Raw genomic sequence first — 12,822 nt, 5'->3', positions numbered from 1 at the left:
ATGGACATCAAACCAGAAACGCCGTGGGACGGCACACCGGATATCTCGGCTCGCATCGTCGTTGCGATCAGCCGGGTGTCGAGCGTGTTGCGCGCGGGGATGTGGGAATTTGCGACAGCGGAAAATCTCAATCCCACCCAGGCCGAGATCCTGCAACTGCTGAAAGACCGCACCCAGGGCGTACGCCTGTCGTGGCTGGCCGCGCAGTTGTCGGTATCGGCGGCCAGCGCCAGCGATTCCGTGGCCGCCCTGGTGAACAAGGGATTGGTCCGCAAAGCGCGCGCCGAGGATGACGGCCGCGCCAGCGCCCTGTGGCTGACCGACCAGGGCAAGGCGCTGGTCGGGAAAATGATGTCAGCCCTCAGCTTTGCCGACGATGCCGCCGCTGCGCTCGACGCCGGTGTCAAGGACCAGTTGCTGGTCGGCCTGTTCAAACTGATTGCGCAATTGCAGAAGAGCGAACGTTTTCCAGCGCTGCGCGCCTGCCTGTCCTGCCGTTATTTCGAAGCGAACGTCAATCCCGGCACGGCGGCACCGCATCATTGCGCCCTGGTCAAGGCGCCCCTGCCCATCTCGTTTTTAAGAATCGATTGCGCGGAGCACCAACCTACCGATGCCGCGACCGAGCGCCGCAACTGGGAAGCGTTCGCCTGAATTTTTTTTCACCCATATATTTAGGACTCCTAATGAAAAGAGAAGGGCCGCTCTTTTCATGTTTTCAACCGGCCTGTTTATAAAGGAAACGCCATGTCCCGTATTGCCCTTCTCACCCGCGACCAAGCCCACGGCGAAGCTGCCCGATTACTCGACCAAGTCCAAGCCGCGTTCGGCGCCATGCCGAACATGTTCCGCGCCGTCGCCAACTCCCCCGCCGCGCTGGCCAGCATGTGGGCCGCATTCGGCGCGCTTGGCAGCGGCACCTTGGGCGCCAGGCTCGGCGAGCAGATCGCGGTCGCCATCGCCGACCAGAACAACTGCGAATACTGCCTGGCCGCGCATACGGCGCTCGGACGCAAGGCCGGTGCCAGCAGCGAGGAAATGACAGCTGCCCAGGCAGGCACGTCGCACGATCCGAAAACCGCCGCCGCCCTAGCCTTCGCGCTCAAGATGGTCCGGCAGCGTGCCCGGATCGATACCGCCGATGTCGATGCCCTGCGCCAGGCGGGCTTTGACGATGCTGCCATCATGGAAATCATGGCGCATATCGCGCTGAACCTGTTCACCAATTACGTGAACGTCGCCTTCGCGGTCCCGCTCGACTTCCCACGCGTGGCACTGCGCGCCAAATGATGGCCGCCGGCACAAGCGCCGCCGCGCCCGAGTTCCAGGTTGTGGCCTGGCTCAACGCACCCGTCCCGGTCAGCCTGGCCGGCTTGCGCGGCAAGGTCGTGGCGGCATACGCGTTCCAGATGCTGTGCCCGGGCTGCGTTTCGCACGCGATTCCGCAGGCGAAGCACGTCCGACAAATTTTTGCCCGGGAAGACGTGGAAGTGCTCGGCCTGCACACGGTATTTGAACATCACGCGGCGATGGGCAGTGCGGCGCTGGAAGCGTTCATCCACGAATACCGGATCGATTTTCCGGTCGGGATCGATCAGCCGTCCGGCCAAGGCCCGCTGCCGCTGACGATGCAGGCGTACCAGTTGCGCGGCACGCCGACCTTGCTGCTATTCGACCGCCAGGGTGTATTGCGCCACACGCTCCTGGGCGCGGTACACGACATGCAAGTTGGCGCGCTGATCGCACAGCTGGCCGCCCGGACAACAGCACAGCCGCACCAGCCGCACCAGCCGCACCAGTCACACCAGTCGCACGGCAACGACGGCGCCTGCCGCATTTAAACAAACCCAGTCTATTCAATTGGAGAAGCAATGAAATTCGTCACACAAGCATTCGCGGCCACCGTGCTGTTTTCGGCCTGCGCGGCGCACGCCCACCAGAGCCACACGGGCGGCATCCAGAGCGCGCCGGCAAAGACGGTCGACGCCCCGTTCGACATCGTCCATACCCGGATCACCAAGGAAGGCAACACGGCGGTTTTCCACATTGCCGTCTCCGGCAAGGCTGGCCAGTCGCACCCTTCCGCGGTCGGCAAGCTGGCCGGCAGCAAGGTGTTTTCGTATGTCTGGCCAACCACGCTCGATCCATCGGTGGTGGGGTTCGGCAAGGGCGCCGGCATCCTCGCCCTTGCCGTGACCTCGCATCCCGATTTCGACGATACGCCCCTGTACGATGAAAATGGCGATGGAAATCTGAACAACGATGGCGACCTCTGGCATTCGCACTGGGTAGTCCTGACACCGGACGACGCTTGCGGCAAGGGCGCGCTCAAGGTGGTCGACATTGCCCCCGGGACCACTCCCAAGCTGCCGAAGACCTGGCCCGGGCTGCCGCTGCTGATCGACAGCCCGGGTTACAGTCCGGTATTCAAGGATGCGACCCTGGAAGTGCGGGTGCCGTTCGACGATGTGGGCGTGCTGTCGGACGCTGGTTTCGACGGCGTGACGGCCGCGCTGCGGGTCAACGCCAGCATGCATAGCCCGCTGCTGTGCGTGGCGAACGTGTTCAAGGTCGCCTCGGGTTCGCTGAGCCTGCCCGGCAAAGTCGGCCAATAGCGCCGGCGCAGCCACCGCCGCAACTGGTCCCTTGCCCGACAAGCGGACCAGTTGTTCCCGCGCCCGGCGCCGAGTCGCGCCTCCCGTCCCCGCCAAATAAATTCTTCCGCCTTTGATAACTAGTGTTATAGTTCACTACATCACCACTTAATCGACTCACCAACAGGGAGCATTCATGTCTCGCCAGGCAACACCACATCACAGGGAGGGCCCGCCATGACGATTGGCTGGAACGACAACACCCCCATTTACCGCCAGCTCAAGGAGAAGGTCATCGGCATGATGCTCGACGGCGCCCTGAAAGCCGGCGACGCCCTGCCCTCGGTGCGCCAGGTGGCGGCCGACTACCAGCTCAATCCGATCACCGTCTCGCGCGCCTACCAGGAACTGGTGGACGAGCAACTTGTGGAAAAACGAAGGGGAATTGGCATGTATGTGACCGAAGGCGCGAGCGAAAAACTGCTCGCCAGCGAACGCGAGCGCTTCGTGCGCGAAGAATGGCCGGCCATGCTCGAACGCATCCGCCGCCTCGGCCTCGATATCGACCAGCTGCCGCGCCCCCAAGATGGAGCCCCGTCATGAGCGCCGTCATGACAGCCCGCGGCTTGAGCAAACGCTACGGCAAGTCGCTGGCGATCGACAACATCAGCTTCGAGATTCCCGCAGGCAGGATCGTCGGCTTGATCGGCCCCAACGGTTCCGGCAAGACCACCACCCTCAAGGCCGCGCTCGGCCTGACCGCCTTCGAGGGCGAACTGTCGGTGCTCGGCTTCGACCCGCGTACCGAGCGCGATGCGCTGATGCAGCAAGTATGCTTCATCGCCGACGTGGCGATCCTGCCGCGCTGGCTGCGCGTGTCCGAGGCGATCGACTTCGTGGCCGGCGTACATCCGCGCTTCGACCGCGCCAAGGCCGAACGCTACCTGGCTGCAACCAAGCTCAAGCCGGAGATGAAGGTCAAGGCCATGTCCAAGGGCATGGTCGTGCAACTGCACCTGGCGCTGGTGATGGCCATCGACGTCAAGCTGCTGGTGCTCGACGAGCCCACCCTGGGGCTGGACATCCTGTACCGCAAGCAGTTCTACCAGAACCTGCTGGAAGACTATTTTGACGAGAACAAGACCATCATCATCACCACCCACCAGGTCGAGGAAGTCGAACACATCCTCACCGACCTGATGTTCATCCGCGACGGCAAGATCGTGCTGTCAGCCTCGATGGACGAGGTGGGAGCGCGCTTCGTCGAAGTCCTGGTCGCGCCCGACAACGTCAACGCCGCCAGCGCCTTGCACCCGATCGACCAGCGCACCGTGTTCGGCAAGACCGTGATGCTGTTCGACGGCGTGGCGCGCGAGCAGCTTGCCGCCCTTGGCGAAACCCGCAACCCCAAGGTCGCCGACCTGTTCGTCGCGACCATGAAAGGAAGCTACGCATGAACACCCTGAAATGGTTGCTTAAACGCGAGTTCTGGGAGCACAAGGGAGCGTTCTTTTATGCGCCCCTGATCCTGGCCATCGTGATGGTCGGAGTGACGGCCCTGACCCTTGGCTTTGGCATGGTCTCGTCCGATGCGCCCTTCCGCCACCTGCTGACCGCGATGACGACGGGTCCGGCGCCCATCCCCGGCGGCCTGTCGGGTGTAGCCGACCTGCTCGCCACGCTCAGCCTGGTGGCTACCTCGCCGCTATTGCTGATGCTGACCGCGTCCGCGTTTTTCTACTGCCTGGCCGCGCTGTACGACGAGCGGCGCGACCGCAGCATCCTGTTCTGGAAGTCGCTGCCGCTGTCGGACACCCACACGGTGTTATCGAAAGTGATCACGGTGACCATCGTGGCGCCCCTGATCGTCATCGGCGTGAGCACGGCGACCTCGGTGCTGCTGGTGCTGTGCGCCGGCACGATCGCCGCCTTGAACGGAGTGAACCTGTTCGGCGCGCTGCTGACCAGCCCGGTTTTCCTGCTGGCTCCGCTGCGCTCCCTGGGCATGCTGCCGGTGTACCTGATCTGGGCCTTGCCGACGGTCGGCTGGCTGCTGATGGTGTCGGCCTGGGCCAGGTCCAAGGTCTTCTTGTGGGCCGTGGGCGTGCCGGTGATTGCGCTCGTGCTCGTCAAGTGGATCACGTATGTGCTGGGGGCCGGACCAGCTCCGGGCGCGCTGATGCAGACGGTGGTGGGCCGCATTCTGCTCGGCCTGGTGCCTGGAAGCTGGCTGAGCGGCGAGGCCAGCGGGATAGGCAGCCACAACATGCAATTCACGATCGACCGGGTCAATGGCCTGCTGGCCGATTCCTGGGCCACCCTGGCGTCGCCCGGCGCGTGGGTCGGGGCGGTGGCGGGGATGGCGATGATGTACGCCGCGATCCGGCTGCGCCGCTTGCGCGACGAAGGCTGACACCCGGCCACGCCCTCGCCTTGGGCGCCGGACCCCGCGCGGGAACGGCGCCCGCTCAGCGCGTGGTCAGCGCGCGCGCCAGCACCTCCGGGTCGTGGCCGGGCAACATCCCATCGAGCAGCAGCTGGGCCAGTCCGTGCACCATGCACCACAGCTTCAGGCTCATCACTCCCACATCCTTGCCCTCCCCGCCACTGCCTTGCAGCATGCGTGCAAACGCCTGCGTCACGCCTTGCACCGCCGCCTGCAGGCCGGGATGGCGGCTGCGGTCGGCGATCAGGGGCCCGTACATCAGGCGGAAACGCCCCGGGCGCTCCAGCGCGAAGCGGACGTAGGCCTGCCCCACGGCGGCCAGGGCATCGGGCGCGCCGCCTGCGGCCTGTTCAATGTACAGGGCGAAGTCCGCGTAGCCCTTGGCAGCCAGCGCCGCCAGCAGCGCTTCCTTGTCCTCGAAATGCCGGTAGCACGCCGTGGCCGACACGCCCGCCCGGCGCGCCACCTCGCGCAGGCTGATCGCGCCGGCGCCCGTCGCGTCGACCAGGTCCTCGGCCGCGGCCAGCAAGGCCGCCCGCAAATCGCCATGATGATAGGTGCTTCGATTTAATGTTGACATCGTTAACAATATACCTTAACTTGCGTTCAAGAAGAAAATTCTATCCATCACTATAACAAGCGAGCCTGTATGAGAATCCTGATTGCGGTCGTCGGCAGCCTGGGCGACGTGCTGCCTTTTGTCGCCATGGGCGTGGAATTGAAGCGGCGCGGCCACGAGGTGCGCGTGTACGCCAACCCGACGTTTAGCGGCGTGATTGAAGCGGCCGGCCTCGCTGCCGTGGGGGTTGGGTCGGCGGCCAGGCATCAGGCTTTCCTCGATTCGCCGGAAGCGACCGATCCGAAGAAAGCCATGGCCCTCGTTGCCGCCGGGGTCATGAGCAATGTCCCCCTCTTCTACGACGCTATGTACGCCGATATCATTCCGGGCGAAACCACGGTGATCGGCTCGACCATGGCGTTCGCCAGCCGCCTGCTGCGGGAAAAATGCGGCCTGCCGGGCGCGGTGGTGCACTTGTCGCCATCGGTGATCAGGTCGGAATTCATGGCGCCGCGATTTTCACCCCTCGGCCACATGGAAAAGCTGCCGCGCTGCGTCAAGCGCTTCGTCTGGCGCACCCTGGACCGCAAATTCCTCGATCCACTTTACGGCGTGCCCTTCAATCGCCTGCGCGCCGGTCTCGGCCTGGCGCCGGTGGACCGGATCATGCACCAGTGGCTGCATGAGGGCGAGCTGTGCATCGGCCTGTATCCGCGCTGGTTCGCCGCGCCCCAGCCGGATGCGCCGGCCAATTTTCATCCGACCGCGTTTCCACTGTTCGACGGCGGCGAGCGGGTTGGCGACAAGCTTGCGGCTTTCTTCGATGACGGCGCAGCGCCCGTGGCGTTCACCAGCGGCACCGCCAACGCCACCTCGCACTCTTTTTATGCCGCCTCGGCGGAGGCGTGCAGATTGTCCGGCAAGCGCGGCATCCTGATCACCCCGCACAAGGCGCAAGTGCCGGCCACCTTGCCGCAGGGTGTCGTGCAGGTCGATTCCGTGTCATTCCAGGCGCTGTTGCCGCGCGTGGCGGCGTTTGTCCATCATGGCGGCATCGGTTCGACCAGCCAGGCGCTGGCGGCCGGCGTGCCGCAACTGATCCAGCCGATGGCGTTCGACCAGTTCGACAATGCCAGCCGCGCGGTGCGGCTCGGCGTTGCGCGGTCGATCGCGCCGAAACGCTACACGGCCAGCGCGGTGGCGGACCAGTTGAACCGGCTGACGTCCGACCAGGCGCTCGCCGCCCGCTGCAAGGCGGTGGCCGCGATGACCGCCGCCAGCGCTGGCGTGGACGAGGCTTGCGACCTGGTGGAGAGAATACTGGCCGGGGTGAACCCGACACCAGTTACTCGAACTGCGTCTTGAACGCCAGGAATTGCAGCTTGAGGTCGTCGATCTCGGCGCGCAGGGAGGCCACTTCCTGCTCCAGCTGCGCCACTCTGCTGCCCTGGGGCGGCGCGCTGACCACGCCGAACGAGGATTCCTGCTGCGACAGCGCCGCGTCGCCGCCCAGGAGCTGGCCGTAGCGCGGCTCCTTGGTGCCCGGCGCGAGCGCCAGGCGGGCCACGATGGGCGGGTATTTGTCGATCAAAAACTGCAGGCAAGCCTCGACATCGGCCACCGACTTGAATTCGTGCAGGCGCCCGCTGCGGGTGCGGATTTCGCCCGCCGTCTGCAAACCGCGCAGCATCAGGATGGTCAGCACGGCCAGCTTGTCCTGCTCCAGCGACCATTTGATGCGCATGCGGTGCTCGTACTTGGTCACGCGCGCGCCGGCCTGGGTGATGCCGTTGACGAACTTGCGCTGCATCAGGCGCTGCAGCACGTCCTGCACGGTTTCGTCCGACAACTGCATCACCGGATCGCGGCTCGACAGCTGGTTGCAGCCGTTGGTGATGGCGTTGAGCGACATCGGATAATTATCTGGTGTGAGGCCTTCTTTCTCGGCCAGCACCGCCAGCACGCGGATTTCAAACGGGTCCAGCAAGGCAGCGCCGTCGGCGCCGCCCGTTGCTTCCTGTGTCATACCTTCTAGTGTCATGCGTGTGTCCTTACTCGACCAGTTTATTGAGCTTTACCGAATCCAATTTATCACACTCGGGCGTGCTCTGGCAGGCGATTCCGGCGGTCTTCATCAGGGCCATCAGCCGGTCGAGCTGTTCGTCCTGGCGCGCCGCGTGATTGATCAGGCCATGCAAGGCCTTCGACAGCGGATCGTCGCCGTTGGGGGTGACCCCGTAGGCCGAGAACAGATGCGAGGTCGCACGCGTGTCGGCTTCTTTCTGGACGATGTGGGCCGGGTTGCCGACCGCCGTGGCGCCGGCCGGCACCGGCTTGATCACCACCGCGTTCGAGCCGACTTTGGCATACTCGCCCACCGTGAACGAGCCGAGCACCTTGGCGCCGGCGCCGATGATGACGCCGCGCTCCAGGGTCGGATGGCGCTTGGTGCCGCTGTTGAGCGAGGTGCCGCCCAGGGTCACGCCCTGGTAGATGGTGCAGTCATCGCCGACGACGGCGGTCTCGCCGATCACCACGCCGAAGCCGTGGTCGATAAAGACGCGCCGACCGATCGTCGCGCCCGGGTGAATCTCGATGCCGGTCAGGATGCGCGCCACGTACGAGATGAAGCGCCCGATCCATTTCAGATTGCGGGTCCAGCAAGCCTGCGCCCAGCGATGCATCATGATGGCCTGAAAGCCAGGATAACAAGTGAACACTTCCCATCCGTTGCGGGCGGCGGGGTCGCGTTCAATGATGCTCTTGATATCTTCGCGCAGGTGTAAAAACATAAACAGGGACGTAAGGACAGTTGTGATACAAGCATGGTAGCGTATCCGACCGTCTCACGCTTATGGTCGGTCAATTTGCCCAATGCGCATGACGATACTTGCAAGAAACAAAATCATGCAACCATCATAAGTTGACAGTGTTTCGTCGCGATGCAAGGGGTGGACTACGTTGCCATGAATATCGAGGTGGCGAATGCGTATATGTCCACCACGGACAGCAGCAAGATGAGAACCAGCAAACAGGGAGGAGTGGCACGCCGGCGCGGATGTTTCGCGGCGGCGTGCCCGGTCTTGGCCTTACGCCTGGCCTTCGCGCGCGATGCGCTGGCGGCGTGCTTCGTACAGGCAGACACCCGACGCAACCGAGACGTTCAGACTCTCGACGGAGCCGAACATGGGAATACCAACGAGCACGTCGCAGGTTTCGCGGGTGAGGCGGCGCATGCCCTCGCCTTCCGAACCCATGACGAGCGCGGCCGGACCGGAGAAGTCCGCTTCGTACAAGCCCTTGTCGGCGTCGTCGGTGGTGCCGATCAGCAGGATGTCGCGCTCTTTGAGCTCGCGCATGGTGCGCGCCAGGTTCGTGACCGTAATGTACGGCACGGTTTCAGCCGCACCGCTGGCGACCTTGGCCGCCGTGGCATTCAAGCCGACCGCGCGGTCCTTCGGCACGATGACCGCGTGCGCGCCGACACCGTCGGCCACGCGCAGGCAGGCGCCCAGGTTGTGCGGATCGGTGATGCCGTCGAGGATCAGCAGCAGCGGCGGACCTTCGATGGCGTCGAGCAGTTCATCCAGGTTGCGCGCCAGCGCCAGCTGGCTGGCAAAGGCAATCACGCCCTGGTGGCGCCGGGTTCCGACGATCTTGTCGAGGCGGGCCGAATCGACCGGCATGACGCGCACCCCCAAGGCCTTGGCGTTGGCGATGAGGTCGTGCATGCGGCGATCCTGACGGGTCGCATCGACAAAAATTTCTTCCACCGACGAGGCCTCATGACGCAGACGCGAGGTCACCGCGTGGAACCCGAAAATCATTTTATTCTTCATGTGTTATCGCTTGCTCTTATTCGTTTTGCTTGATGTTTTATTGCTCGTACCAACTGCTGGTTTTGCGGACCGCGACGACGCCTTGCTGGCCGTCGAACCGGACTTGCTGCGTTTCGGCTTGCTGCCCGACGCTTCGGCGCCGACGCTCTCGTCGAGTTCGTAGCGCGAAGCGGTGTCGCCGGCGCCGCTGCCCGACGAGCGGCCCGACTTGCCCGATTTGGCCGGCTTGGCGTCGAGCGCCTTGTGGGCGGCGCTTTTCGGCTTGCCCGCGCCGGTATCGGCCTGCACGCTGCTACCGGCCAGCACCAAGTCGATCTTGCGCGCCTCCAGATCGACGCGCGAGACCTGCACCGTCACCCGGTCGGTCAGCTGATAGCGCTTGCCGGTGCGTTCGCCGCGCAGTTCGTGGCGCGCGTCGTCGTACTGGAAGTAATCGGTACCGAGTTCGGTGATGTGCACCAGGCCTTCGACGAACAGCGCGTCGAGCTGCACGAAGATGCCGAAGGTCGTCACACCCGAGACCACGCCCGTGAATTCTTCACCGAGCTTGTCCTTGATGAAGTAGCACTTGAGCCAGGCTTCGACGTCGCGCGACGCTTCGTCGGCGCGGCGCTCGTTGGCCGAGCAATGCACGCCAAGGGCGTCCCAGATGGTCAGGTCTTTTTCATTCTTTTGCTTGCCTTCGGCCTTGTCCTTGGCATTCTGCTTGCGCGCGGCGTTCGACACGGTCGTATTCAAACCGGCCAGGTCGATGCCCTTCGGCTCGTATTTTTTACCGAGCAAAATGGCCTTGATGGCGCGGTGCGTCAGCAAGTCGGGATAGCGGCGGATCGGGCTGGTGAAGTGGGCATAGGCCTCGTACGCCAGGCCGAAGTGGCCGATATTGTCCGGGCTGTAGACCGCTTGCTGCATCGAACGCAGCAGCATGGTTTGCAGCAAGGAGGCGTCCGGACGATCCTTGATCTGCTTCATCAGTTCGGCGTAATCGTTGGCGGCCGGCTTGTCGCCGCCGTTCAGATTCAGGCCGACCTGCTTGAGGAAGGTGCGCACTTGCGTGAGCTTTTCCTTGGTCGGCGAGGCGTGGATGCGGTAGGTGCCCGGATGCTTGTGGCGAATCAGCAGGTCGGCCGCGCAGACGTTGGCGGCCAGCATGCATTCCTCGATCACCTTGTGCGCATCGTTGCGGGTGCGTGGAATGATCTTTTCGATCTTGCCCAGGGCATTGCAGACGATATAGGTTTCGGTGGTTTCGAAGTCGATCGCACCGCGTACCTGGCGCGCCTTGTGCAGCGCGTGGTACACATCGTACAGATTGAGCAGGTGCGGGACGATGGCCGGGCGGCGCGCCGCCTCGGGACCGGCGGTGTTGCCGAGGATATCGGCCACTTCGTTATAGGTCAGGCGCGCGGCCGAGTGGATCACGGCCGGATAGAACTGGTAAGCCTTGATCTCGCCCTTGTCCGAAATGACGGCGTCGCATACCAGGGTGAGGCGGTCGACGGCCGGGTTCAGCGAACACAGGCCGTTCGAGAGCTTCTCGGGCAGCATGGGAATCACGCGGCGCGGGAAATACACCGAGGTGCTGCGTTCGAGGGCATCGATGTCGAGCGCATCGTTCGGCTTTACATAATGGGACACGTCGGCAATCGCCACGATCAGGCGGAAACAGTTGGCCTTGCCGACCTTGACCGGCTCGCAGTACACCGCATCGTCGAAGTCGCGCGCATCTTCACCGTCGATGGTGACCAGCGGCACGTCGCGCAGGTCGACCCGGTCTTGCAGGTCGGCTTCGCGGACTTCGCCGGGCAGCTTGGCTGCCGATTTGAGCGCAGCGGCGGAAAAGATATGCGGCACGCCGAACTTGCGCACGGCAATTTCGATTTCCATGCCGGGATCGTCCAGGTCGCCGAGCACTTCGACCACGCGGCCGGCCGGCTGCTTGAAGCGCGATGGCTGCTCGCTGAGCTCGACGCTGACGATCTGCCCCGCCTTGGCCTTGCCGGGTGAGCCGGCAACCAGGATATCCTGGCCGATGCGCTTGTCTTCGGGAGCGACGATCCAGACGCCGTTCTCGTTGAGCAGGCGGCCGATCACATGACTGTTGGCGCGCGTGACGACTTCGACGATGGTGCCTTCAAGGCGGCCGCGGCGATCGGTTCCCGTGACTTTGGCGAGCACACGGTCGCCATGCAGGACTTTCTGCATTTCTTTGTCGGACAGGAACAGGTCTTCGCCCGGTTCGTCAGGGATGACGAAGCCGAAACCGTCGCGGTGCGCACTGACCTTGCCGGCGATGAAGCCGGAATGGTCGGCCAGGGCGTAATTGCCATCGGCGTCGGCGTGGATCTGGCCGTCGCGCTGCATGGCATTCAAACGCCTGGTTAACACCTCCAGCGCGGCTGGCTTGACCTTGAGCGTGCGGGCGATGGCTTCAAGATCAAGCGTCGCGCCCGCGTTGCGGAAAATGCCGAGAATGTCCTCGCGGCTGGGAATGGTATGAGTAATTTGGTTCAAATGGTTTTCTATAATTGTTTTTGGCAGCGCTCGCGGGAAATTCCTGACCGGATAGCTGACACAGTGATTATTGACACGGTGATAGGCGTAGTGTAACGGAGGACGGTCCGATTCGCCTAACGAAGCGTGCTTTGAAAGATTCTTCGGTCAGGACTGTGACATTTCCGAATCTTCGGCTATAATTTTGGTCTTTCGCGGAAACGTAACATCGAAGCGGAAGAAAAAAACAGCATATTTGCGTGGTGTGGAGCAAAAAGAGTAACGAAAGTTAGTCTGGCGCAAAACTCCGAAAGCGAGTATGATAGCAGAAGTCGGCGGCAACGCCGGTTTGCAGCAAAAGAAGCAGGCAATATGCCCACGTGGCGGAATTGGTAGACGCGCATGGTTCAGGTCCATGTGCCGCGAGGTGTGGGGGTTCGAGTCCCTCCGTGGGCACCACTCCCTGGAAAAGGTTTTTCCGAGAGTACCAAGTAGTTAGTAATGTTGTTGTAGCAGCTGTATCAATGCCCACGTGGCGGAATTGGTAGACGCGCATGGTTCAGGTCCATGTGCCGCGAGGTGTGGGGGTTCGAGTCCCTCCGTGGGCACCACTCCCTGGAAGAGGTTTTCCTGAGAGTACCAAGTAGCAAGGTAGTCGGCAGTACGTTGTAGTAGCTGTATCAGTGCCCACGTGGCGGAATTGGTAGACGCGCATGGTTCAGGTCCATGTGCCGCGAGGTGTGGGGGTTCGAGTCCCTCCGTGGGCACCACTCTACCGGGTTAGTATATTCCCGCAGAATTCCAGAAGCGCCGCAGTCCTTGCATAAAGGCTGCGGCGTTTTGCGTTGTGCGGCCAGTTTTATGCACGACATATTTTTCCCTGTCCAGAAA

13 protein-coding genes and 3 tRNA genes are annotated in these 12,822 nt (G+C 63.2%); 11 read left to right on the top strand and 5 right to left on the bottom strand.

Annotated features, from left to right (window positions below):
• From IV454_RS20735 to IV454_RS20705, 7 genes are all read left to right on the top strand, one after another.
• Complete coding sequence (locus IV454_RS20735) at positions 1-654, top strand: MarR family transcriptional regulator (RefSeq protein ID WP_206087626.1); 654 nt, start codon at positions 1-3, stop codon at positions 652-654.
• Between the two features lie 93 nt (positions 655-747).
• A complete protein-coding gene (locus IV454_RS20730) occupies positions 748-1,290 on the top strand; it encodes a carboxymuconolactone decarboxylase family protein (protein WP_206087625.1) in 543 nt (180 codons plus the stop codon).
• Positions 1,287-1,841, top strand: coding sequence for a peroxiredoxin family protein (locus IV454_RS20725; protein WP_229521744.1), 555 nt, complete (start codon positions 1,287-1,289; stop codon positions 1,839-1,841). The genes IV454_RS20730 and IV454_RS20725 overlap by 4 nt, the downstream gene beginning before the upstream one ends.
• Positions 1,842-1,871: 30 nt before the next feature.
• The gene (locus IV454_RS20720) at positions 1,872-2,615 is read left to right on the top strand and encodes a hypothetical protein (protein WP_206087624.1); all 744 of its coding nucleotides are present in this window, start codon (positions 1,872-1,874) and stop codon (positions 2,613-2,615) included.
• A 216-nt stretch (positions 2,616-2,831) separates the two neighbouring features.
• Positions 2,832-3,197 carry a GntR family transcriptional regulator gene (locus IV454_RS20715; protein WP_206087623.1) on the top strand — a complete coding sequence of 122 codons (366 nt, stop codon included), beginning with the start codon at positions 2,832-2,834 and terminating at the stop codon, positions 3,195-3,197.
• Positions 3,194-4,051: an ABC transporter ATP-binding protein gene (locus tag IV454_RS20710; protein WP_206087622.1), complete on the top strand. Its 858-nt coding sequence runs from the start codon at positions 3,194-3,196 to the stop codon at positions 4,049-4,051. Before IV454_RS20715 ends, IV454_RS20710 begins: the two co-directional genes overlap by 4 nt.
• Positions 4,048-5,007, top strand: coding sequence for a hypothetical protein (locus IV454_RS20705; protein ID WP_206087621.1), 960 nt, complete (start codon positions 4,048-4,050; stop codon positions 5,005-5,007). Before IV454_RS20710 ends, IV454_RS20705 begins: the two co-directional genes overlap by 4 nt.
• Before the next feature lie 55 nt (positions 5,008-5,062).
• On the opposite strand, the gene IV454_RS20700 is transcribed toward IV454_RS20705, so the two are convergent.
• Positions 5,063-5,620 carry a TetR/AcrR family transcriptional regulator gene (locus IV454_RS20700; protein WP_206087620.1) on the bottom strand — a complete coding sequence of 186 codons (558 nt, stop codon included), beginning with the start codon at positions 5,618-5,620 and terminating at the stop codon, positions 5,063-5,065.
• Between the two features lie 69 nt (positions 5,621-5,689).
• Here IV454_RS20700 and IV454_RS20695 point away from each other — a divergent pair, with 69 nt between their 5' ends.
• A complete protein-coding gene (locus IV454_RS20695) occupies positions 5,690-6,964 on the top strand; it encodes a glycosyltransferase (RefSeq protein ID WP_206087619.1) in 1,275 nt (424 codons plus the stop codon).
• On the opposite strand, the gene IV454_RS20690 is transcribed toward IV454_RS20695, so the two are convergent.
• The 4 genes from IV454_RS20690 to rnr form a co-directional block, all read right to left on the bottom strand.
• Complete coding sequence (locus IV454_RS20690) at positions 6,945-7,625, bottom strand: YceH family protein (protein ID WP_206092760.1); 681 nt, start codon at positions 7,623-7,625, stop codon at positions 6,945-6,947. The two genes, IV454_RS20695 and IV454_RS20690, sit on opposite strands and share 20 nt — an antisense overlap.
• A 25-nt stretch (positions 7,626-7,650) precedes the next feature.
• Positions 7,651-8,391 carry a serine O-acetyltransferase gene (cysE, locus tag IV454_RS20685; RefSeq protein WP_054267568.1) on the bottom strand — a complete coding sequence of 247 codons (741 nt, stop codon included), beginning with the start codon at positions 8,389-8,391 and terminating at the stop codon, positions 7,651-7,653.
• 297 nt (positions 8,392-8,688) lie between these two features.
• Positions 8,689-9,438 carry a 23S rRNA (guanosine(2251)-2'-O)-methyltransferase RlmB gene (gene rlmB / locus IV454_RS20680; protein ID WP_206087618.1) on the bottom strand — a complete coding sequence of 250 codons (750 nt, stop codon included), beginning with the start codon at positions 9,436-9,438 and terminating at the stop codon, positions 8,689-8,691.
• A 3-nt stretch (positions 9,439-9,441) separates the two neighbouring features.
• Positions 9,442-11,952 (bottom strand): ribonuclease R, encoded by a 2,511-nt coding sequence (rnr, locus tag IV454_RS20675; protein WP_206087617.1) that lies wholly within the window; start codon positions 11,950-11,952, stop codon positions 9,442-9,444.
• Positions 11,953-12,305: 353 nt separating this feature from the next.
• On the opposite strand from rnr, the gene IV454_RS20670 reads away from it, so the two are divergent.
• The 3 genes from IV454_RS20670 (at position 12,306) to IV454_RS20660 (ending at position 12,701) form a co-directional block, all read left to right on the top strand.
• Positions 12,306-12,390 (top strand) — tRNA-Leu (locus tag IV454_RS20670).
• Positions 12,391-12,457: 67 nt separating this feature from the next.
• Positions 12,458-12,542 (top strand) — tRNA-Leu (locus IV454_RS20665).
• 74 nt (positions 12,543-12,616) lie between these two features.
• Positions 12,617-12,701, top strand: a tRNA-Leu gene (locus tag IV454_RS20660).
• Positions 12,702-12,822: the final 121 nt, after the last annotated feature.

Origin of the sequence: Massilia antarctica, assembly GCF_015689335.1 — a bacterium.
GTDB lineage: Bacteria > Pseudomonadota > Gammaproteobacteria > Burkholderiales > Burkholderiaceae_D > Telluria_A > Telluria_A antarctica.
Note: the sequence above shows the minus strand (reverse complement) of the source record. Positions and strands in the feature narration are given on the sequence as shown.